This window comes from Streptomyces sp. NPDC031379 (assembly GCF_055569615.1).
On record NZ_JBVIIT010000013.1, the window covers coordinates 151,555 to 173,325 of the forward strand.

18 protein-coding genes are annotated in these 21,771 nt (G+C 70.8%); 1 reads left to right on the forward strand and 17 read right to left on the reverse strand.

The genetic code is table 11. From position 1 onward, the window contains the following. Positions 1-26 precede the first annotated feature (26 nt). From ACZ5CW_RS20465 to ACZ5CW_RS20485, 5 genes are all read right to left on the reverse strand, one after another. Entirely contained in the window at positions 27-1,613 is a 1,587-nt protein-coding gene (locus ACZ5CW_RS20465) for a Na+/H+ antiporter (RefSeq protein ID WP_468603239.1), read from the reverse strand. 74 nt (positions 1,614-1,687) lie between these two features. Continuing rightward, positions 1,688-2,155, reverse strand: coding sequence for a GNAT family N-acetyltransferase (locus tag ACZ5CW_RS20470; RefSeq protein WP_468603241.1), 468 nt, complete (start codon positions 2,153-2,155; stop codon positions 1,688-1,690). Then, positions 2,152-3,096, reverse strand: coding sequence for an RluA family pseudouridine synthase (locus ACZ5CW_RS20475; protein ID WP_468603243.1), 945 nt, complete (start codon positions 3,094-3,096; stop codon positions 2,152-2,154). The genes ACZ5CW_RS20470 and ACZ5CW_RS20475 overlap by 4 nt, the downstream gene beginning before the upstream one ends. Positions 3,097-3,168: 72 nt before the next feature. Continuing rightward, a complete protein-coding gene (lspA, locus tag ACZ5CW_RS20480; RefSeq protein WP_468603245.1) occupies positions 3,169-3,807 on the reverse strand; it encodes a signal peptidase II in 639 nt (212 codons plus the stop codon). A 67-nt stretch (positions 3,808-3,874) separates the two neighbouring features. Next, positions 3,875-5,281, reverse strand: a complete 1,407-nt coding sequence (locus tag ACZ5CW_RS20485) for a TraR/DksA family transcriptional regulator (protein ID WP_468603247.1) — start codon at positions 5,279-5,281, stop codon at positions 3,875-3,877. Positions 5,282-5,886: 605 nt separating this feature from the next. On the opposite strand from ACZ5CW_RS20485, the gene ileS reads away from it, so the two are divergent. Next, positions 5,887-9,030, forward strand: a complete 3,144-nt coding sequence (ileS, locus tag ACZ5CW_RS20490; protein WP_468603249.1) for an isoleucine--tRNA ligase — start codon at positions 5,887-5,889, stop codon at positions 9,028-9,030. Between the two features lie 237 nt (positions 9,031-9,267). On the opposite strand, the gene ACZ5CW_RS20495 is transcribed toward ileS, so the two are convergent. From ACZ5CW_RS20495 to ACZ5CW_RS20550, 12 genes are all read right to left on the reverse strand, one after another. Beyond that, a complete protein-coding gene (locus ACZ5CW_RS20495; RefSeq protein WP_468603251.1) occupies positions 9,268-10,422 on the reverse strand; it encodes a DivIVA domain-containing protein in 1,155 nt (384 codons plus the stop codon). Between the two features lie 52 nt (positions 10,423-10,474). Then, on the reverse strand, positions 10,475-10,762 hold the full coding sequence (locus ACZ5CW_RS20500) for a YggT family protein (RefSeq protein ID WP_353600731.1): 288 nt from the start codon (positions 10,760-10,762) through the stop codon (positions 10,475-10,477). Positions 10,763-10,822: 60 nt separating this feature from the next. Continuing rightward, entirely contained in the window at positions 10,823-11,464 is a 642-nt protein-coding gene (locus tag ACZ5CW_RS20505; protein WP_468603253.1) for a cell division protein SepF, read from the reverse strand. 128 nt (positions 11,465-11,592) lie between these two features. After that, on the reverse strand, positions 11,593-12,312 hold the full coding sequence (locus ACZ5CW_RS20510; protein ID WP_468603255.1) for a YggS family pyridoxal phosphate-dependent enzyme: 720 nt from the start codon (positions 12,310-12,312) through the stop codon (positions 11,593-11,595). 6 nt (positions 12,313-12,318) lie between these two features. After that, complete coding sequence (gene pgeF, locus ACZ5CW_RS20515) at positions 12,319-13,047, reverse strand: peptidoglycan editing factor PgeF (RefSeq protein WP_468603257.1); 729 nt, start codon at positions 13,045-13,047, stop codon at positions 12,319-12,321. Further along, positions 13,044-14,252: a cell division protein FtsZ gene (gene ftsZ, locus ACZ5CW_RS20520; protein WP_468603259.1), complete on the reverse strand. Its 1,209-nt coding sequence runs from the start codon at positions 14,250-14,252 to the stop codon at positions 13,044-13,046. The genes pgeF and ftsZ overlap by 4 nt, the downstream gene beginning before the upstream one ends. A 279-nt stretch (positions 14,253-14,531) precedes the next feature. Further along, a complete protein-coding gene (locus ACZ5CW_RS20525; protein ID WP_468603261.1) occupies positions 14,532-15,326 on the reverse strand; it encodes a cell division protein FtsQ/DivIB in 795 nt (264 codons plus the stop codon). Positions 15,327-15,352: 26 nt separating this feature from the next. After that, positions 15,353-16,441: an undecaprenyldiphospho-muramoylpentapeptide beta-N-acetylglucosaminyltransferase gene (gene murG, locus ACZ5CW_RS20530; RefSeq protein ID WP_468603263.1), complete on the reverse strand. Its 1,089-nt coding sequence runs from the start codon at positions 16,439-16,441 to the stop codon at positions 15,353-15,355. A 6-nt stretch (positions 16,442-16,447) separates the two neighbouring features. Next, a complete protein-coding gene (gene ftsW, locus ACZ5CW_RS20535; RefSeq protein WP_468603265.1) occupies positions 16,448-17,809 on the reverse strand; it encodes a putative lipid II flippase FtsW in 1,362 nt (453 codons plus the stop codon). A 68-nt stretch (positions 17,810-17,877) separates the two neighbouring features. Further along, positions 17,878-19,311, reverse strand: coding sequence for a UDP-N-acetylmuramoyl-L-alanine--D-glutamate ligase (murD, locus tag ACZ5CW_RS20540; protein ID WP_468603267.1), 1,434 nt, complete (start codon positions 19,309-19,311; stop codon positions 17,878-17,880). Continuing rightward, positions 19,293-20,363: a phospho-N-acetylmuramoyl-pentapeptide-transferase gene (mraY, locus tag ACZ5CW_RS20545; RefSeq protein WP_468603407.1), complete on the reverse strand. Its 1,071-nt coding sequence runs from the start codon at positions 20,361-20,363 to the stop codon at positions 19,293-19,295. Before mraY ends, murD begins: the two co-directional genes overlap by 19 nt. Then, positions 20,363-21,769, reverse strand: a complete 1,407-nt coding sequence (locus tag ACZ5CW_RS20550) for a UDP-N-acetylmuramoyl-tripeptide--D-alanyl-D-alanine ligase (protein ID WP_468603269.1) — start codon at positions 21,767-21,769, stop codon at positions 20,363-20,365. Before ACZ5CW_RS20550 ends, mraY begins: the two co-directional genes overlap by 1 nt. Positions 21,770-21,771: the final 2 nt, after the last annotated feature.

Below are 21,771 nucleotides of genomic sequence, written 5' to 3' on the forward strand. Positions count from 1 at the left end.
CACGGGCGGGCGGCTGAGAAGGGAGGTCAACGCAGGCTGCGCACGTCCAGATGACGAAGCACCCGGTCCACGATCTCCGGATCCGCGCCCGGCTCGCTGCGCGCCGCCAGCACCTCGTGCCGCGCGGCGCTCAGCATCTCGCCCTGGATCCGCCGCACCCGCTTCAGCCGCCTGGCCCGCTGGTGCTGTGCCTCGCGCCGTTCCTCCTCCCCCACGTCCGGACTGATCCGGAACCCGATGTCGAAGGCACGCCGCAGCATCTGCTCGGAGAGGTCCTCGGGCAGGTCCTCCACCTGCTCGATCTCCCGCAGCCGGCGCTTCGCCGCCTTCGCGGCCCGCACCGCCAGCTCCTTCTCGAATTCCTTCTCCCGCTCGGAGTCGGCCCGCACCCCGAGCCGCCTCACCAGCCACGGCAGCGTCAGCCCCTGCAGCACGAGAGTGGCGACGATCACCCCGAAGGCGATGAAGATGATCTCGTCCCGGTCGGGGAACGGCGCCCCGTCCTCGGTCTTCAGCGGAACCGCCAGCGCCAGCGCCACGGACGCCACCCCGCGCATCCCGGACCACCACATCACGACGGTCTCCCGCCAGCTGACCGGGATCTCCTCGTCGTAGTCCCGGCGGGCGTGCAGCCGCTTGGTCAGCCAGGTGGCGGGCAGCAGCCACACCAGCCGTACGACGACGACCACGCCCACGACGGTGGCCGCCCACCCCAGCATCTCGCCCCACCGCCCCTGGGCCGTGCGGATGGCGTTGTGCAGCTCCAGGCCGATCAGCCCGAAGGCGACGCCGGTGACGAGGGTGTCGATGATGTCCCAGAAGGTGTGCCCGGCGAGCCGGGTCATCACGTCGTCGGCGTCGGTGGCGTACTCGGCCAGGAAGAGGGCGGTGGTGAGCACGGCGAGCACGCCGGAGCCGTGCAGCCTCTCCGCGAGCACGTAGGAGGCGTACGGCACCAGCAGGGTCATGCCGATCTGGAGGGTCGGGTCGCCCAGCAGGTCCATCAGCCGGTTCGCGCCCCAGCCCAGCACCAGCCCCACGGCCACCGCGACGACCGCGGACAGCACGAGGTCCAGGCCGGCCCGCCAGGGCGAGAACGTACCGCTCACGGCCGCGGCGATCGCCACGTGGTAGAGCACGATGGCGGTGACGTCGTTGAAGAGCCCCTCGCCCTCCAGGATCGACACCAGGCGGCGCGGCAGTCCGAGCTGTCCGGCGACGCTCGTCGCGGCGACCGGATCGGGCGGCGCGATCAGGGCGCCCAGGGCGACGGCGGCGGCGATCGGCAGCCCGGGCACGATCGCGCCGGCGACGAACGCCACAGACACCGTCGTCACGAACACCAGGGCGACGGCCAGCAGGAAGATCGGGCGGACGTTGGCCGCGAACTGCCGCCAGGAGGTCCGGCGCACGGCGGCGTAGAGCAGCGGCGGCAGCAGCGCGGGCAGGATCAGCTCGGGCGGGATGTCCACGTCGGGCACGAAGTCCACGACCGCCAGGACCCCGCCGAGCAGGGTCATCAGCACCGGCGCCGGCACCCCGAACCGGTCGCCCACCGGGACGCTCACCAGGGCCCCGAGCAGCAGTACGAACAACAGAGCCAACTGATCCACGGCCGGCGCTCCGGGAGTCGACGATCACACGGCAGGCCTCAAGCCTGCCATCCGGCCGGTGGGAAGGCCCGCTGCTACAGTGCGCGGCGCATCGCCCGGTGCGGTATGCCCGCGTCCGGGAACTCGGGGCCGTACGCCGCGTAGCCGAGACGCTCGTAGAAGCCCAGGGCGTGGGTCTGCGCGTGCAGGTCCACCGCCGTGAGGCCGCGCGCGTGTGCCGCGTCCTCGACGGCCCGCACCAGGGCCGCGCCGACCCCGAGTCCGCGCGCCTCCCGGGAGACCGCGAGTCGCCCGAGGGAGCCCACCGCCGGGTCCCCGCCGGTCTTCGCGGCCGCCGCCTCGCCGTACAGCAGCCGCCCGGTGCCGAGCGGCACGCCGTCCTCACGGACCGCCAGCACATGGACGGCGACGCTGTCGTAGGCGTCGTACTCGATGTCCTCGGCTACGCCCTGCTCGACGACGAAGACCTCCTTGCGGACCGCGAAGCAGGCCTCGCGGTCGGCGGGGTCCTCGGCGACCCGGACGGTGTACGGCGTGCTCACGCGTACGTCTCCTCGCGGACCTGGTCGAGGGCCTGCCGCAGGTCCTCGGGGTAGTCGCTCTCGAACTCCACCCACTGCCCGTCCCCCGGGTGCTCGAAGCCGAGCCGGACGGCGTGCAGCCACTGGCGGGTCAGGCGCAGCCGCTTGGCGAGCGTCGGGTCGGCACCGTAGGTCAGGTCGCCGACGCAGGGGTGGCGGTGGGCGGCCATGTGCACGCGGATCTGGTGGGTGCGGCCGGTCTCCAGCTTCACGTCCAGCAGGGAGGCGGCGCGGAAGGCCTCGACGAGGTCGTAGTGCGTCACCGAGGGCTTGCCGTCGGCCGTGACCGCCCACTTGTAGTCGTGGTTCGGGTGGCGGCCGATCGGGGCGTCGATCGTGCCGCTCGTCGGGTCCGGGTGGCCCTGGACCAGGGTGTGGTACCGCTTGTCGACCGTGCGCTCCTTGAACTGGCGCTTGAGCGACGTGTACGCGTACTCGGACTTGGCGACCACCATCAGGCCCGAGGTGCCGACGTCGAGGCGGTGCACGATGCCCTGGCGCTCGGCGGCGCCCGAGGTGGAGATGCGGTAGCCGGCGGCCGCGAGACCACCGATGACGGTGGGGCCGGACCAGCCCGGCGACGGGTGCGCGGCCACGCCGACCGGCTTGACGATCACGACCACGTCATCGTCGTCGTGCACGATCTCCATGCCCTCGACCGGCTCGGCGACCACCTGCACCGGGGCGGGCGCCTGCGGCATCTCGACCTCGAGCCAGGCGCCGCCGCGCACCCGCTCGGACTTGCCGACCACCGCGCCGTCGACCTGGACCTTGCCGGCCGCGGCCAGCTCCGCAGCCTTCGTGCGGGAGAAGCCGAACATGCGGGAGATGGCGGCGTCGACGCGCTCGCCCTCCAGGCCGTCGGGCACGGGCAGGGTACGGATCTCGGGAATCGTGCTCACCCGTCGAGTATGCCGGACGGGCCGGACAGCCCCGAACGGGCCTGTGGACAACCCCCGGCTAAGGGCGCCGGCTCAGTCCTTGTGGACCGTGCCGTCCGGGTCCAGGCCGCGGAAGGACAGCAGCACGATCAGGATGCCGCCGCACACGATCGCCGAGTCGGCGAGGTTGAACACCGCGAAGCCCTTGGGCGCGATGAAGTCCACGACCTCGCCCTCGAAGATCCCGGGGGTGCGGAAGATGCGGTCGGTGAGGTTGCCGAGCGCGCCGCCGAGCAGGAGGCCGAGCGCGATCGCCCAGGGGAAGCTGTAGAGCTTGCGGGCCAGCCGGATGATCACCACGATCACGGCGGCCGCGATGAGCGTGAAGATGATCGTGAAGGCCGCGCCGAAGCCGAAGGCGGCGCCCGGGTTGCGGATGGCGTGCAGCTCCAGCAGGTCCCCGACGAGCCGGATCGGCGCGCGGCCCTCCAGCCTGGCGACCACGAGCATCTTGCTGATCAGGTCGACGGCGTACGCGAACGCGGCCACCGCGAACAGCACGGCGATCCGGCGCCCGCGCCCGGTCCGCGGCCGCGCCTGCTGCTCGTCCGCGCCGGGCGCTCCGGCCTCGCGAGACGCCCCGGAACCGGCGGGCGCGCCGGCCGCCGCCATCTGCTCACCACTGTCGTCCGGGGTGTCCGGCGTACCGATGATGCGCTCCGCCTCTGCCACGTGAGTCCCTCAACCTAGGTGCCTGACTGAGGACGAGACTACGGCACGCCTCGGCGGGCCTTCACGCTCAGGAGCGACGTTCCTGCTTCTGCTTGCACTCCACGCACAGGGTGGCCCGCGGGAATGCCTGCATCCGGGCCTTGCCGATGGGGTTCCCGCAGTTCTCGCACAGGCCGTAGGTGCCCGCGTCCAGTCGTTCCAGGGCCCGCTCGGTCTGGGTCAGCATCTCGCGCGCGTTGGCGGCCAGCGCCAGCTCGTGCTCGCGGGTGATGTTCTTGGTGCCGGTGTCGGCCTGGTCGTCGCCCGCGCCGTCCCCGGAGTCCCGCATCAGGCCGACGAGGGACGCCTCCGACGAGCTGATCTCCTCGCGCAGCCGCTCCTCCTCGGACTGCAGCTCCGCGCGGGCCTCCGCCACCTCTTCCGGGGTCCAGGGGTCCTCGCCGGGACGCACCGCCAGTTCGCCGGGCTCCACCGCGCCGGCCCGTGCCTTGGGAACGCCGCTCTCCGCCGTGGCCGTACCAGGAGTCTTCTTCGCAACCACTGTCGTGGCTCCCGTCTGCTTCGCGGCCCGCGCCGCGCCCGCTTTCTTGGCCGTGCTCTTCGCGGCCGCCTCCGAGGAGACGTCCTGACCGGCGTCTTTCTTCGCCGCCGGCTCCTGCGTCACCGCCCCCTTCGCCGCCGACCCCTCCTCCGCGACCTTCTCGGCAACGGCCTTCCTGGCCGGTGTCTCCACGGAGACGTCCTCGCCGACGGCCTTCTTCGCCGCCGGCTCCTGCGCCACCGCCCCCTTCGCCGCCGACCCCTCCTCCGCGACCTTCTCGGCAACGGCCTTCCTGGCCGGTGTCTCCACGGAGACGTCCTCGCCGACGGCCTTCTTCGCCGCCGGCTCCTGCGTCACCGCCCCCTTCGCCGCCGACCCCTCCTCCGCGACCTTCTCGGCAACGGCCTTGCTGGCCGGTGTCTTCCCGGACGGCGCCTCCTTCACGGCCGCCTTCCGGGCCGGCGCCTGCTCGGCCGGTACGTGCTCGGACGCCGCCTTCCTGGACGGCGCCTTCTTCGTGGCCGCCTTCGTGCCCCGGACCTTCTCCGCCGAGGCCTTCTCCACCGGCTCCTTGTCCGCCGGTGTCTTCCTGGCGGCTGCCTTCCTGGCAGCGGTCTTCTTCGCGGCCGTCTCCTTCACCACGGCCGTGTCGACGGCTTTGCCTGCCGCCTTGTCGTTCACCGCCTTCTTCTTGCCGGCCGCCTTCGCGGCCGCCGTCGCCGTCTTCGTGGCTGACGCCTTCGTGGCCGCCACCTTCGTGGCCGCCGTCTTCACCGGCCCGGCCCGCCCGGTCGCGGCGGCACCCGCGCGCGTGCTCTTCCTCCCGGCCATTCCCTCGGCCTCGCCCTCGGGGCCGGCCGTACCTCCGGCGGCGGCCGCGCCCCTGGACCGGGCGGTCGCCGGCTGCTCTCCGGCGGTCTTGTTCGCCACCATGGCCGCGGCCCCTTCACATATTGTGATCTTGCTCGCGAATCGTGCTGGGACGATAAATCGACTTGAGTCCCGCGGCAACGGGGCGCACCGCCCGATTCGCCCGCCCGCACCCCCCGCGCAGCGGGCCTGCATCCGTTGTGCCCAGCTCCCCGCCGGGTAATCCGCCGAGCCGGGCGCGCCCGCACGCGGGCGCCCCCACCCTCGCCATTCGGGTCATCCCGGCCGGTCCCGCGGCCGCCGCCCGCACGGCAGGGAAAACCGGTCGGCCGCTGTCCGCGCGGCGCCGTACACTGGGCGGAGCGAAAAGCGTGGATGGGGACGAGTAGCGACGTACGCAGCCCAGAGCGACCCGGGGACGGTGTGAGCCCGGGGGCGAGCGCGACGTGAAGATCACCCCGGAGCCGCCGGAAGAAAACCGCCGCCGAGAGGCCGGCGCGAGTAGAACCGGCTTCGCGACCCCAATGAGGGGGCCCACCGGCGTGTACGGCGCGACGGAGGGCCAAGGAGGGTGGTACCGCGGGAGCGCGCCGCACACGGCGTAGACAGGAACGAAGGCTCTCGTCCCTCCGACGGAAGGCAGCAAGTCCGTTGGAGGATGCTCGCAGATGACAGCGCCGACGTACCGCCAGGTGCCCGCACAGGTCGACCTGCCCGCACTTGAGCACGCCGTGCTCGACTTCTGGCGCGACCAGAAGATCTTCACCAAGAGCCTGGAGCAGTCCGAGGGCCGCCCGGAGTGGGTGTTCTACGAGGGCCCGCCCACCGCCAACGGCATGCCCGGCGCCCACCACATCGAGGCGCGCGTCTTCAAGGACGTCTTCCCCCGCTTCCGCACCATGCGCGGCTACCACGTGGCCCGCAAGGCGGGCTGGGACTGCCACGGCCTGCCCGTCGAGCTGGCGGTCGAGAAGGAGCTGGGCTTCTCCGGCAAGCAGGACATCGAGGCGTACGGCATCGCCGAGTTCAACGCCAAGTGCCGCGAGTCGGTGACCCGGCACACGGACGCCTTCGCCGAGCTGACGACCCGCATGGGCTACTGGGTCGACCTGGACGACGCCTACCGGACCATGGACCCCGAGTACGTGGAGTCGGTCTGGTGGTCGCTGAAGGAGATCTTCACCAAGGACCTGCTGGTCCAGGACCACCGTGTCGCCCCCTGGTGCCCGCGCTGCGGCACCGGCCTGTCCGACCACGAGCTGGCGCAGGGCTACGAGACGGTCGTCGACCCGTCCGTGTACGTCCGTTTCCCGCTCACCTCCGGCCCGCTCGCCGGCGAGGCCGCGCTCCTGGTGTGGACGACGACCCCCTGGACCCTGGTGTCCAACACGGCGGTCGCCGCGCACCCGGAGGTCACCTACGTCGTCGCGACCGACGGCGAGGAGAAGCTCGTGGTCGCCGAGCCGCTCGTCGCCAAGGCGCTCGGCGAGGGCTGGGAGACCACCGGCCAGACCTTCACCGGCGCCGAGATGGAGCGCTGGACGTACCAGCGTCCGTTCGAGCTGGTGGAGTTCCCGGCGCCGGCCCACTTCGTGGTGAACGCCGACTACGTGACCACCGAGGACGGTACGGGTCTGGTCCACCAGTCCCCCGCCTTCGGTGAGGACGACCTCAAGGTCTGCCGCGCCTACGGCCTGCCCGTGATCAACCCGGTCCGCCCGGACGGCACCTTCGAGGCGGACGTCCCGCTCGTCGGCGGCGTCTTCTTCAAGAAGGCCGACGAGAAGCTCACCGAGGACCTCCAGCAGCGCGGCCTCCTCTTCAGGCACCTGCCGTACGAGCACAGCTACCCGCACTGCTGGCGCTGTCACACCGCGCTCCTCTACTACGCGCAGCCCTCCTGGTACATCCGCACGACGGCGGTCAAGGACCGCCTGATCCAGGAGAACGAGAAGACCAACTGGTTCCCGGAGACGGTCAAGCACGGCCGCTTCGGCGACTGGCTGAACAACAACATCGACTGGGCGCTGTCCCGCAACCGCTACTGGGGCACCCCGCTGCCGATCTGGCGCTGCGAGGACGACCACCTCACCTGTGTCGGCTCCCGCGCGGAGCTGACCGAGCTGACCGGCACCGACCAGTCCGGCCTCGACCCGCACCGCCCGTACATCGACGCGGTCACCTTCGCCTGCCGCCACGACGGCTGCGGCAAGACGGCCACGCGCGTGCCGGAGGTGATCGACGCCTGGTACGACTCGGGTTCGATGCCGTTCGCGCAGTGGGGCTACCCGCACAAGAACAAGGAGCTGTTCGAGAGCCGGTACCCGGCGCAGTTCATCTCCGAGGCCATCGACCAGACCCGCGGCTGGTTCTACACGCTGATGGCCGTCGGCACCCTCGTCTTCGACAAGTCGTCGTACGAGAACGTCGTCTGCCTGGGCCACATCCTCGCCGAGGACGGCCGCAAGATGTCCAAGCACCTGGGCAACACCCTGGACCCGATCCCGCTCATGGACCGGCACGGCGCGGACGCGGTGCGCTGGTTCATGGCGGCCGGCGGTTCCCCGTGGGCGGCCCGCCGGGTCGGCCACGGCACCATCCAGGAGGTCGTCCGCAAGACGCTGCTGACGTACTGGAACACGGTCGCCTTCCAGGCGCTGTACGCCCGCACGGCGAACTGGGCGCCCAGCGAGGCGGATCCGGCCCCCGCCGAGCGCCCCCTGCTGGACCGCTGGCTGCTGTCGGAGCTGCACGCGCTCACCGACCAGGTGACCCAGGCACTGGAGGCGTACGACACCCAGCGCGCCGGCAAGCTGCTGTCCGCGTTCGTCGACGACCTGTCGAACTGGTACGTCCGCCGCTCGCGCCGCCGCTTCTGGCAGGGCGACAAGGCCGCGCTGCGCACCCTGCACGAGGTGCTGGAGACGGTCACGAAGCTGATGGCCCCGATCACCCCGTTCATCGCCGAGCAGGTGTGGCAGGACCTCGTCGTGCCGGTGACCCCGGGCGCCGCGGAGTCGGTCCACCTGGCCTCGTGGCCGGAGGCGGACCTCGCCGCGATCGACCCGGAGCTGTCGAAGCAGATGGTCCTGGTCCGCCGGCTGGTGGAGCTGGGCCGTGCCACGCGCGCGGAGTCGGGCGTCAAGACGCGTCAGCCGCTGTCCCGGGCCCTCATCGCCGCCACCGGCTTCGAGGCCCTGGACCCCGAGCTGCACGTCCAGATCACCGAGGAGCTGAACGTCTCCTCGCTGGCGTCGCTGTCCGAGGTCGGCGGCTCGCTGGTCGACACGACCGCCAAGGCCAACTTCCGCGCCCTGGGCAAGCGGTTCGGCAAGCGGGTGCAGGACGTGGCGAAGGCGGTCGCCGCGGCCGACGCGGCCGCGCTGTCGCTGGGCCTGCGCGAGGGCACGGCGTCGGTGGAGGTCGACGGGGAGACGATCACCCTCGCCCCGGACGAGGTGATCATCACGGAGACCCCGCGCGAGGGCTGGTCGGTGGCCTCCGACTCCGGGGCCACGGTCGCGCTGGACCTGGAGATCACCGAGGAGCTGCGGCAGGCCGGTCTGGCCCGTGACGCGATCCGGCTGATCCAGGAGGCCCGCAAGAACAGCGGTCTGGACGTGGCCGACCGGATCGCGCTGCGCTGGGCATCGACCGACCCTGCGGTGGTCGCCGCGCTGACCGAGCATGCCGAACTGATCGCCGACGAGGTGTTGTCGACCGACTTCCAGCAGGGCGAGGGCGGGGACGGCTTCGGTGAGCCGTTCACCGACGAGGGGCTGTCGCTCACGTTCCGGCTGCGGAAGGTGTAGGCGCCGGCTGTTCGACGAAGGGCCCGGCCTCCGGTGCGGAGGCCGGGCCCTTCGTCATGGGTCCGGTCGGTCCGGTCACGGTGCGCCCGCGCGGCGGAGCCGCATGCCGACGCGGCCGCGCGCCTCTGAGGCACCTTGCGCAACCCGCGTAAAAAGGGCGCGGCCCCGGATCGGAATCCGGGGCCGCGCCCTGAACGCTGCCGACGCCTATGGCGTACTACTCACCGTGCCCGGTGCTCAGTTGTCGTCCTCGTCGATCAGGAACCCGCGCATCGGCGAGGGAGCCTGGCCCATCGGCGACGGACCCTGCGGACGGACCGGGGCCATGGGCTGGGTCATGGCCGGGGTCATCTGCTGCTGGCCGCCGTAGGACGGGCCGGACGGACCGGGCGAGCCGCCCATCGTCTGGTTGCCGCCGTAGGACGGGGCGCTCGCGCCGGCCGGAGCCATGGAGGGCGCCGGGGACGGCGGCAGGGACGCGGTGGCCGGGGTGCGCGGCGGGGCCAGCGAGTCGTCGGCCTGGGTCTCCAGCTGACGCAGCTGGGACTCGAGGTACGACTTCAGACGCGTGCGGTACTCGCGCTCGAAGCCGCGCAGGTCCTCGACCTTGCGCTCCAGCGTGGCGCGGGCGGACTCCAGGGAGCCCATCGCGACGCGGTGCTTCTCCTGCGCGTCCCGCTCCAGGGCGTCGGCCTTGGCCCGGGCGTCACGCTCCAGACCCTCGGCGCGGCTGCGGGCCTCGCCGACGATCTTGTTGGCCTCGGAGCGGGCCTCGGCGATCGCCTGGTCGGCGGTCTGCTGGGCCAGCGAGAGGACACGGGCGGCGCTGTCGCCACCGGGGCCCTGACCGGGGCCGCCCATCGGACCGCCCATGGGGCCGCCCATCGGGCCACCCATCTGCTGCTGCATGGGGGGCTGACCGCCCATCGGACCCTGACCCATGGGACCCTGGCCCATCGGACCCTGACCCATCGGGCCCTGGCCCATCGACCCCTGGCCCATCGGACCGGGACCCTGCGGACCACCCTGACCACCGCCGGGACCGGCGGGCAGCTGCGGGGCACCGCTCGGCAGCTGGGGCGGGCCACCCATGGGGCCACCCATCTGCTGCTGCGGCGGGCCCGATATGCCGGCGGGCACCGGCGCGCCGGGACCTCGCATGCCCTGCTGCTGGTCCTGCTCCGGAGGCTTGCGCATGTTCTGCTGGTTCTGGGCAGCAGCGCGCGTGGCCGCGGCCAGTTTGGCGCGCAGGTCCTCGTTCTCGCGGAGCAGACGGGTCAGTTCGGCTTCGACCTCGTCGAGGAAGGCATCGACCTCGTCCTCGTCATAGCCTTCTCGGAGGCGGACGGTCGTGAACTGCTTGTTCCGCACGTCCTCGGGGGTCAACGGCATCTCTTCACCTCAACGTAGTCATCGGCAGTCGGCAAGACCGTATCGTCCACATTCATCTCGCGAGGCTCGTGAGGGAGATGAGGATGTAGACAATGATCATCAGTACGAAGAAGGACAGGTCGAGCGCCACGCCCCCGAGACGCAGCGGCGGAATGAACCGCCGCAGAAGCTTCAGCGGTGGATCGGTGACAGTGTAGGTGGCCTCCAGTACGACCACCATCGCCTTGCCGGGTTGCCACGAGCGGGCGAACTGGAAGACGTAGTCCATGACCAGCCGGAAGATGAGCACGACGAGGAACACCAGTAGCGCGGTGTGGACCACCAGTGCGAACACGCTCATGGCCTGCGCTTCCCTCTCCCCTGTTCCGTGCTCTTCCGTACTTCGATCTGGTTCTGCGTCTCAGCTCTGGTTGAAGAACCCGCCCTCTGCGATGCGGGCCTTGTCCTCCGCCGTGACATCGACGTTAGCAGGAGACAACAGAAACACCTTCTGCGTCACCCGCTCGATGCTGCCGTGAAGACCAAACACCAAACCGGCCGCAAAGTCGACAAGTCGCTTTGCGTCTGTGTCATCCATCTCAGTCAGATTCATGATCACCGGGGTGCCTTCACGGAAGTGTTCCCCGATGGTACGGGCCTCGTTGTAGGTCCGCGGGTGAAGCGTGGTGATCCGGTACGGCTCTCGTTCCGATACGACCTTGGGCATGATCACCGGTGCGTTCTTCTCCAGGGACTGGCGTTCTTGTGTGATGGATGCCACGGGCGCGATCCGCGCCGGACGTCCCGATTCCGCGGCGAGCGAAGTCGAACGGGACACCGGTTCGCGCGGCGCGGGCGGTTGCACGATTCGCACCTCTTCGTCCCTTTGGGACTGGTGTGCACCATGCGACTGGTGTGACGGCTCGTGCCGTCGGTGGTCCCGCTCGGGCTCCGGGTCCAGCTCGGGCTCGAAGTCGTCGTCGGGGTCGAATCCGCGGCCGTCGTACCCATCGTCCTCCACGAGGCCGAGGTAGACCGCCATCTTGCGCATCGCGCCGGCCATGCTCTGAGTCCTCCGCTCTGTGGTGGATCGACTGACTACTGCCAAGTGCCCGCGATCCACGTGGTCGTTGTGCCCGTCTTCATGGGCACTGACCATATTTTCTGCTGTGGTCCGACTTCCTGGCGACGTTACCCGAGCCTGGGGCGGACTCCGAGTACCGCGGTGCCGACGCGCACATGTGTCGCCCCGGCCGCCACGGCCTGTTCGAGGTCCGCACTCATCCCTGCCGACACCATGGTTGCAGCCGGATGGATTCGGCGCAGGTCGGTCGACAAATCCATGAGCCGCCCGAACGCCGCCTGTTCGCGCCCCGCGTACTCCCCGGTGAGCGGAGCGACGGTCATCAGACCGTCGAGCCGCAGTCCGGGCGCCTCGGCGACGAGGGCGGCCAACTCTTCGATTCCGTCCGGGGCCACGCCGCCGCGCTCACCCCGGCCGCTCGCGTCCGCGTCGAGCGCGACCTGGACGAGGCAGCCCACCTCGCGCCCGGCCCGTACGGCTTCCTTCGACAGGGTCGTGATGAGCCGGGACCGGTCGACGGACTGCACGACATCGGCGTAACCGACCACGGAACGAACCTTGTTGGTCTGCAACTGACCGACAAAGTGCCACTTCAGGGGCAGATCCGCACAGGCGGCCGCCTTCGGTGCCGCGTCCTGGTCCCGGTTCTCGGCGACATGACGCACACCGAGTTCCGACAGGATCCGCACATCGCTCGCCGGGTAGGTCTTGGTGACCACGATCAGGGTCACCTCCTCCCGCCGGCGCCCGGCCGCCGCACACGCGGCGGTGATGCGCTCCTCCACCTTCGCCAGGTTTGCGGCGAGTTCGGTTCTACGGTCCGTCATGCCCCATCAGTCCAGCCAGACATAGCCCGCGAGCCGCCCGGTGGCGCGGTCGCGACGGTAAGAGAAGTGGTCCTTCGACTCCAGCGTGCACACCGGCGACTGCGCCCGGTCGCACACCCCGAGCCGGTCGAGCTGCGCGTGCACGCCGGCGCTCACGTCGACCGCCGGTGTGCCCCAACTGGTCACGGCGTGCGCCGCCGGCTCGACGGCGGCGACTTCGGCGCGCATCCGCTCCGGCACCTCGTAGCACCGGCCGCATACGGCCGGACCCGTGCGGGCGACGATCCGCTCCGGTGCGGCGCCGAGTTCGATCATGGCCCGTACGGCGGCGGGGACGATCCCCTCGACCATGCCGGGCCGGCCCGCGTGAGCCGCCGCGGCGATCCCGGCGACCGGGTCGGCCAGCAGGACCGGCACACAATCGGCGGTGAGGACGGCGAGGGCCAGTCCGCGACGGGTGGTGACGATCGCGTCGACCTCCGGTACCGGACGCTCGCCCCACGGCTCGTCGACCACGGCCACGTCGGCGCCGTGCACCTGGTTCATCCAGACGACCCGGCCGGCGTCCAGGCCCAGCGACTGCGCCGCCAGCTCCCGGTTGCCCCGTACCGCCGCGGGCGCGTCGCCGACCGCTCCGCCGAGGTTCAGCTCCTCATACGGAGCGGCGCTCACCCCGCCCCACCGGTCGGTGAAGGCGAAGTGCGCGCCGCTCACGCTCTCGCGCTGTCCTATCACTTGAGGAAGTCCGGGACGTCCAGTTCCTCCGCCGCGCTGTCCGAGTAGCTGCGGGGGGCCGGCGTGGCCGGCGGGGTGACGGGGATCTCGGCCACCGGCTCGGGCGCCGGCTCCGGCTCCTCCTTCGGCTTCACGCTGCCGAGCGAGCCGAAGGACGGGCGGCTGGGCTCGGCCGGCCGCGCGGGGGCGGGCTCCTCACGGCGGCTCGGGGCCGACGTGGAGGCGGAGCCGAGGACGTTGTCCCGGCGGGCCGGCGGCTGGCCGCCGTCGAAGCCGGCCGCGATCACGGTGACGCGGACCTCGTCGCCGAGGGCGTCGTCGATGACCGCGCCGAAGATGATGTTGGCCTCGGGGTGGGCGGCCTCGCTGACCAGCTGGGCCGCCTCGTTGATCTCGAACAGGCCGAGGTCGGAGCCGCCGGAGATGGAGAGCAGGACGCCCCGGGCGCCGTCGATGGACGCCTCCAGCAGCGGCGAGGAGATCGCCATCTCGGCGGCGGCCACCGCGCGGTCGTCGCCGCGGGCCGAGCCGATGCCCATCAGGGCCGAACCGGCCTCGGACATGACCGACTTGACGTCGGCGAAGTCGAGGTTGATCAGGCCGGGGGTGGTGATGAGGTCGGTGATGCCCTGGACACCGGAGAGCAGGACCTGGTCGGCGGACTTGAAGGCGTCCAGGACCGAGACCTGGCGGTCCGAGATGGACAGCAGCCGGTCGTTGGGGATCACGATGAGGGTGTCGACCTCTTCGCGCAGTTCGGCGATGCCGTCCTCGGCCTGGTTGGCGCGGCGCCGTCCCTCGAAGGTGAACGGACGCGTGACCACGCCGATGGTGAGGGCGCCCAGCGAGCGCGCGATGTTGGCGACGACGGGCGCGCCGCCGGTGCCGGTGCCGCCGCCTTCACCGGCCGTCACGAAGACCATGTCGGCCCCCTTGAGGACCTCCTCGATCTCCTCGCGGTGGTCCTCGGCGGCCTTGCGGCCGACGGCCGGGTTGGCTCCGGCGCCGAGTCCGCGGGTGAGTTCGCGGCCGACGTCGAGCTTGACGTCCGCGTCGCTCATCAACAGCGCCTGTGCGTCGGTGTTGATGGCGATGAACTCGACGCCCTTGAGACCGACCTCGATCATCCGGTTGATGGCATTGACACCACCGCCGCCGACACCGATGACCTTGATGACTGCGAGGTAGTTCTGCGGTGCTGCCACGTCGAAGGCCTCTCGCCTCGAATTACGTTGCCGTCGCCACGCGGTGCCCCGCGCCGGGACGGCAGATGCCGAATGGGACGGTCCGTAACGCCGACCCGAACCCTAACCCTGAAGTTTAGGGTTACCAGTGTGTCTGTTTCCTGGAGTCTTCTGAACAGGACACTAAGTCGACAAGCGGCGCCCGTTCAACGAACACGCCGAACCTCCCGTTTTTCTTTTCACCCTATGTGATCAGCCGTAGCAGTGCCCAACCAGGGTGCTGGCCTGCGCTGATGTGCGTCAACTCCCCGATGACGCAGGGGCGGTGGCGACGCTGACATCGAAGTGCCGCGCGCCGGGAGCTGCTTTCATGAGAGCCGTGAGGGTCCGCGCCTTGGCGCGGCCGTTCTCGCCACTGCCCCATGCGACCGTGCGGCCGCCGCCCAACTCCAGCGAGATGTCGTCGTAGGAGCGGACTTGGACGGTCCGGGTCTCCCGCGCCACGGTGTCCGGCAGGGCGCCGGCGACCTGGACGGCCGCCCGCACCAGCCGGTCGGTGCCGAAGCGCCGGAATCCGGCAGCGCCCGAACCTGTGCGAGAGACGGACAATTCCAGCATCGGAACGCCTTTCAGCGCCCGCGAAACCGTGGCGAAACGGACACCGTCGTCGTCGACTTCGACGAAGCCCCCGCCCTTTCGGACAAGCAGAACCGGAGTGCGCTCGATCACTTTCAGGCCGATTCCGCGGGGCCAGGAACGGACCACCTCAACGGTGTCAATTCGGGGCAATTTCCGGCGGAGTCGGGCTTCGATGGCATCCGTGTCGACGGAAATCATCGGCGCCCCGACGGGTGCGTCCGCCGCCTCGCGCACCTGCGCGGGGGTGAGCACGAGCGTGCCCGACACCGAGACGCGCTCCAGACGCAGCCAGGCGGAGCCGTACAACACCCAAGTGCCACCGGCCCCGAGGAGCACGACGACCACGGCCAGGATGATGATCGTACGAAGGCGTGGGTTTTTGAGCCTGCGGACGAGCGGCGGGCCGGACGACTCCTGCTGGCGTTCACCGCGCTCGGCGGTCGTCGGTCCGGCCACGCTCACTGCCCTTTCGTCATACGGTCCTATCGGCGCGAGGCGATCGCCTCGTACACCATGCCGACGAGCAGCTCGTCGGCGTCCCGGCGCCCGAACTCGCTCGCCGCGCGGGACATCTCGTACAGCCTGTGCGGGTCGCCGAGCACGGGCAGGACGTTGTGCTGCACCCACTCGGGCGTGAGTTCCGCGTCGTCCACGAGCAGTCCGCCGCCGGCCTTGACCACCGGCTGGGCGTTCAGCCGCTGCTCGCCGTTGCCGATGGGCAGCGGGACATAGGCGGCCGGGAGCCCGACGGCGGAGAGTTCGGCGACGGTCATCGCGCCCGCACGGCAGAGCATCATGTCGGCCGCGGCGTACGCGAGGTCCATCCGGTCCAGGTAACTTACCGGGATGTAGGGGGGCATTCCCGGCATCTGATGCACTTGCGGCAGTTCGTTCTTCGGGCCGACCGCGTGCAGGATCTGGATGCCGGCCTGCTGGAGCCACGGGGCGACCTGCTGGACGACCTCGTTGAGGCGGCGGGCGCCCTGGGAGCCGCCGGAGACGAGCAGCGTGGGCAGGTTCGGGTCCAGGCCGAAGCGGGCGCGGGCCTCGGGGCGGGCGGCGGCACGGTCCAGCGTGGCGATGGAGCGGCGCAGCGGGATGCCGATGTAGCGGGCGTCACGCAGCTTGCTGTCCGGGGTGGAGACGGCGACCCGGGCCGCGTACCGCGAGCCGATCTTGTTGGCCAGGCCGGGGCGGGCGTTGGCCTCGTGGATCACGATGGGCACGCCGAGCCGCTTGGCGGCCAGGTAGCCGGGCAGCGCGACGTAGCCACCGAAGCCGACCACGCAGTCGGCCTTGGTGCGCTCCAGGATCTGCTCGGCGGCCTTGATGGTGCCGCGCAGCCGGCCCGGGACGGTGATCAGCTCGGGGGTGGGCTTGCGCGGCAGCGGCACCGCCGGGATCAGCCCCAGCTCGTAGCCGCGCTCCGGGACGAGCCGGGTCTCCAGGCCGCGCTCCGTGCCCAGGGCCGTGATCCCCACGGTCGGGTCCTGCCTGCGCAGGGCGTCCGCGAGGGCGAGCGCTGGCTCGATGTGGCCGGCGGTCCCCCCACCGGCGAGTACGACATGCACCGAAATTCACCGCTCTCCGGACGAGCGTGCCACTGAGGCACGCCGTCGCATCGTGTTCCATCTCCGAGGCCCCCGCTCGGCACCGGAGCCTCCCGCCCGCTTTCTACCAAAGCGAGGTTGCCGCATCGCAAGCGCCGCCCGCGCAGCGGGCTCGTCACGCGCGAAGGCGATCAGCAACCCGATGGCGAACATGGTCGGCAGCAGGGCGGACCCTCCGTAGGAGAACAGCGGGAGGGGGACGCCGGCGATCGGCAGCAGGCCGAGCACCGCACCGATGTTGATCACCGCCTGGGCGGTGATCCAGGTGGTCACACCTCCCGCGGCGTACCTCACGAAGGGGTCCTCCGTGCATCCGGCCACGCGGATACCCGCATAGCCTAGAGCCGCGAACAGGGCGAGCACCGACAGCGTCCCCGCCAGGCCCAGTTCCTCACCGGTGACGGCGAAGATGAAGTCGGTGTGGGCTTCCGGGAGTTGGCCCCATTTTTCCACACTCGCACCCAGGCCGGAACCGAAGAGTCCGCCGGAGGCCAGAGCGTAGATGCCGTGCACGGCCTGCCAGCAGTCGGCGACGCCCGACCTGGGCTCCGTGGCGCCGATGCAGGCGAGCCGGGCCATCCGGTTGGGACTGGTCTTGATGAGGACCACACCGATCAGGCCGGCGATCGTCAGCACGCCGGCGAACATCCGGGTCGGCGCCCCCGCGAGCCACAGCAGGCCGAAGAGGATCGCTGTGAGAATGATCGCGGTGCCCATGTCGCCGCCGAGCATGATCAGACCGAGCAGCAGGAAGGCGCCCGGCACCAGCGGCACCAGCATGTGCTTCCACTGGGTCAGCAGCTTCCTCTCCTGCTTGCGGGCCATCAGGTCCGCGCCCCACAGCACCAGGGCGAGCTTGCCGAACTCGCTGGGCTGGATCTGGAAGGAGCCGCCGAGGGAGATCCAGTTCTGGTTGCCGTTGACCGCCATCCCTATCCCGGGCACCTGCACCAGGACCATCAGGAAGACCGCGCCGGCGAGGATCGGGTAGGCCAGCGCCCGGTGCAGCTTCACCGGCATGCGAGAGGCGGCGAACAGCAGTGCGCCGCCGATGAGCGCGGCGAGGAACTGCTTGCGGAAGAAGTACGACCCGGGCAGCGAGAGCTGCAGCGCGGTGATCTGGGAGGCCGAGTAGACCATCACCAGGCCCAGCACGGTGATCAGCGCGCTGCCGCCGACGATCAGGTAGTAGGCGGTCAGCGGCCGGTCCCAGGCCTTTTTCGCGCGCGTGAAGAACCGTCGGGCGGCGTTCTCGCGCGACGGGCGGGACAGGGCCGGACGGCGGGACGCCCGCTGTGCGGGCGGTCGGCCGGTACGGCTACCGGACATCGGCGCCTCCACTGAACGTCGACCGTCCCACGCGTCCCTCCCAAGATCCGCCCGGCAGGCGGCCGGGGTCAGGCTCCGAGTTCGCGGACCGCCGCCGCGAACGCGTCACCGCGCTGGTTGTAGTTGGTGAACATGTCCATGGAGGCACAGGCCGGGGCCAGCAGCACCGTGTCGCCGGGCTGAGCCAGCCGCTTCGCCTCCGTCACCGCCTGGAGCATCGCCCCAGTGTCGGTCCGGTCGAGGTCGACCACGGGTACTTCCGGGGCGTGTCGCGCGAGGGCGTCGCGGATCAGCGCACGGTCGGCACCGATCAGGACGGCACCGCGAAGCCGCTTCGCCGACTTGGCGACCAGCTCGTCGAAGGTCGCGCCCTTCGCCAGACCGCCCGCAATCCATACGATCGGTTCATATGCCGCCAACGAGGCTTCCGCGGCGTGGGTGTTGGTCGCCTTGGAGTCGTCGATGTACGCGACCCCGTCGATGTCGGCGACGTGCGCGATGCGGTGCGCGTCGGGGCGGAAGGCCCTGAGGCCGTCGCGGACGGCCGTGGCGGGCACCCCGAAGGCGCGCGCGAGGGCCGCCGCGGCGAGGGCGTTGGCGATGTTGTGCGGGGCCGGCGGATTGACTTCGGCGACCTCGGCCAGCTCCTGCGCGTTCTTGTGCCGGTCCGCCACGAAGGCGCGGTCGACCAGGATGCCCTCGACGACGCCGAGTTGGGAGGGGGCGGGCGTGCCGAGGGTGAACCCGATGGCGCGGCAGCCCTCCTCCACATCGGCCTCGCGCACCAGCTCCTCGGTGAGCTTGTCCGCCACGTTGTAGACGCAGGCGACCTGGTTGCCCTCGTAGATACGGCCCTTGTCGGCGGCGTAGGCCTCCATGGAGCCGTGCCAGTCGAGGTGGTCCGGGGCGAGGTTCAGCACGGCCCCGGAGTGGGCGCGCAGGGAGGGCGCCCAGTGGAGCTGGTAGCTGGACAGCTCGACCGCGAGGACGTCGTACTCCTCCTCGCCGAGGACCGCGTCCAGCAGGGAGACGCCGATGTTGCCGACGGCGGCCGTGCGCAGGCCCGCCGCCTTCAGGATGGAGGCGAGCATCTGGACGGTCGTGGTCTTGCCGTTGGTGCCCGTCACGGCCAGCCAGGGGGCCGCGTCGGGCCCCCTGAGGCGCCAGGCCAGCTCGACGTCGCCCCAGACCGGCACGCCCGCCTTCCCGGCCGCGAGGAACAGCGGCTTGTCGGGCTTCCAGCCGGGCGCGGTGACGATCAGCTCGGTGCCCTCGGGCAGGGTCGCGCCGTCACCGAGGCGCACGGTGATGCCGAGCGCCTCCAGCTCCGCGGCCTGCTCACGCGCGCGTGCGTCGTCGCCGTCGTTGACGACCGTGACGATCGCGCCGCGCGCGTGCAGCACCTTGGCCGCCGGGACGCCGGAGACGCCGAGCCCGGCGACGGTGACGTGCTTGCCCTGGAATTCCGCTGGCACCGAGGAGGTCACTTGTCCGCTGCCCATCCTGCGTAGAAGAGGCCCAGTCCGACGATCACACAGATGCCCTGGATGATCCAGAAGCGGACCACCACCAGGACCTCGGACCAGCCCTTGAGTTCGAAGTGGTGCTGAAGTGGTGCCATCCGGAAGACGCGCTTGCCGGTGAGCCGGAAGGAGCCGACCTGGATGACGACCGACATGGTGATGAGGACGAACAGACCGCCCATGATGGCCACCAGCAGCTCCGTGCGGGAGAGGATGGCCAGGCCGGTCAGGACACCACCGAGGGCGAGCGAGCCGGTGTCGCCCATGAAGATCTTCGCCGGCGAGGTGTTCCACCACAGGAAGCCCAGGCAGGCACCCATCAGCGCGGAGGCGACCACGGCGAGGTCGAGCGGGTCGCGCACCTCGTAGCAGGCACCCGGGTTGGTGAGGGTCTGCGCGTTGGCGCAGGACTCCTGGAACTGCCAGACGCCGATGAACGTGTAGGCGCCGAAGACGAGGACCGAGGCGCCGGTGGCGAGGCCGTCCAGGCCGTCGGTCAGGTTCACGCCGTTCGACATCGCGAGGATCATGAACAGCGCCCAGACGACGAACAGCACCGGGCCGATCGACCAGCCGAAGTCCGTGATGAACGACAGCTTGGTGGAGGCCGGGGTGTTGCCGCGCGCGTCGGAGAACATCAGCGAGAGCACCGCGAAGCCGATGCCGACGATCAGCTGGCCGGCCATCTTCGCCTTGGCCCGCAGACCCAGCGAACGCCGCTTGACGATCTTGATGTAGTCGTCGAGGAAGCCGACCAGGCCCATGCCGAACATCAGGCCGAGGACCAGCAGACCCGAGTAGGTCGGCGCGTAGCCGGTGATGAGCTTGCTCAGGAAGTACGCGGCGATCGTCGCCAGGATGAAGGCGATACCACCCATGGTCGGCGTACCGCGCTTGCTGGCGTGCTCGCGCGGGCCGTCGTCACGGATGTACTGCCCGTAGCCCTTGCGGGCGAGAAGCTTGATCAGCAGCGGGGTACCGATCAGCGTCAGGAAGAGGCCGATGACGCCCGAGAACAGGACCTGCTTCATCATCGGGCATCAACCCCACGCCCGGCACCGGCCTCGACGAGCGCCTGGGCAACGCTCTCGAGCCCCACCGAACGGGACGCCTTCACGAGTACGACGTCCCCCGGGCGCAACTCGCTGCGCAACAGGTCGATCGCCGCCTGTGCGTCGGACACGTGCACCGACTCCTCACCCCACGAACCCTCGTTATATGCGCCCAGTTGCAGCCAGGAGGCCTCAATCCCCCCGACGGCGACGAGCTTGCTGACGTTGAGCCGGACGGCGAGCCGTCCGACGGCGTCGTGCTCGGCGAGCGCCTCGTCCCCCAGCTCGGCCATCTTGCCGAGCACCGCCCACGTGCGACGCCCCTTGCCCATGGCCGCGAGCGCCCTGAGGGCGGCCCGCACGGACTCGGGGTTGGCGTTGTAGGCGTCGTTGACGATGGTCACGCCGTCCGGGCGCTCGGTGACCTCCATCCGCCAGCGGGAGAGGGTGCCCGCCTCGGAGAGCGCGAGGGCGATCTCTTCCGCGGACATGCCCAGCTCATGGGCGACGGCGGCCGCGGCGAGCGCGTTCGACACGTGATGCTCACCGTACAGGCGCATGGTCACATCGCTTGCACCGGAGGGTGTGTGAAGCCTGAAGGCGGGCTGTCCGCTGTCCGTGAGTCGCACGTTCTCGGCGCGTACGTCCGCTTCGGCCGACTCTCCGAAAAGAACCACCTTCGCCTTGGTACGGGAGGCCATGGCCCGCACCAGCGGGTCGTCGGCGTTGAGGATCGCCGCGCCGTCCTCCGGAAGGGCCTCCACGAGTTCGCCCTTGGCCTGCGCGATCTGCTCACGCCCGCCGAACTCGCCGATGTGGGCCGTGCCGACGTTGAGCACCAGGCCGATCCGGGGCGGGGTGAGGCCGGCGAGGTAGCGGATGTGCCCGATGCCGCGGGCGCCCATCTCCAGCACGAGGAACTGCGTCTCCTCGGTGGCGGTCAGCGCGGTCAGCGGCAGCCCGATCTCGTTGTTGAGCGAGCCGGGCGTGAAGACCGTCGGCGCCTTGCGCCGGAGCACCTGGGCGATCAGGTCCTTGGTGCTGGTCTTGCCGGCCGAGCCGGTCAGGGCGACGAGGGTCGCGCCGAGCCGGCGTACGACGTGCCGGGCGAGGGCGCCGAGGGCCGTCTGGACGTCCTCGACGACGATCGCGGGCACGCCGACCGGCCGGGACGCCAGTACGGCGACGGCGCCGGCCTCGACGACCTGCGGTGCGTAGTCGTGTCCGTCCACGCGCTCGCCGACGAAGGCGGCGAACAGGCTGCCGGGAACCACCTCACGGGAGTCCCGGACGACCGGTCCCGTCACGTGGACGGACGGATCCGGTATGTCGTGCGTCTGCCCGCCGACGACTGCTGCGATCTCGGCGAGGGAGAGGGCGATCACAA

Bases quoted from the DNA above. Each gene is read 5' to 3' on its own strand.
- mraY (WP_468603407.1), bottom strand. From the start codon at position 20,363: ATGAAGCAGGTCCTGTTCTCGGGCGTCATCGGCCTCTTCCTGACGCTG.
- ACZ5CW_RS20485 (WP_468603247.1), bottom strand. From the start codon at position 5,281: ATGGTGGCGAACAAGACCGCCGGAGAGCAGCCGGCGACCGCCCGGTCC.
- ACZ5CW_RS20495 (WP_468603251.1), bottom strand. From the start codon at position 10,422: ATGCCGTTGACCCCCGAGGACGTGCGGAACAAGCAGTTCACGACCGTC.
- murD (WP_468603267.1), bottom strand. From the start codon at position 19,311: ATGGGCAGCGGACAAGTGACCTCCTCGGTGCCAGCGGAATTCCAGGGC.
- ileS (WP_468603249.1), top strand. From the start codon at position 5,887: ATGACAGCGCCGACGTACCGCCAGGTGCCCGCACAGGTCGACCTGCCC.
- ACZ5CW_RS20500 (WP_353600731.1), bottom strand. From the start codon at position 10,762: ATGAGCGTGTTCGCACTGGTGGTCCACACCGCGCTACTGGTGTTCCTC.
- ftsW (WP_468603265.1), bottom strand. From the start codon at position 17,809: ATGTCCGGTAGCCGTACCGGCCGACCGCCCGCACAGCGGGCGTCCCGC.
- ACZ5CW_RS20510 (WP_468603255.1), bottom strand. From the start codon at position 12,312: ATGACGGACCGTAGAACCGAACTCGCCGCAAACCTGGCGAAGGTGGAG.
- ACZ5CW_RS20505 (WP_468603253.1), bottom strand. From the start codon at position 11,464: ATGGCCGGCGCGATGCGCAAGATGGCGGTCTACCTCGGCCTCGTGGAG.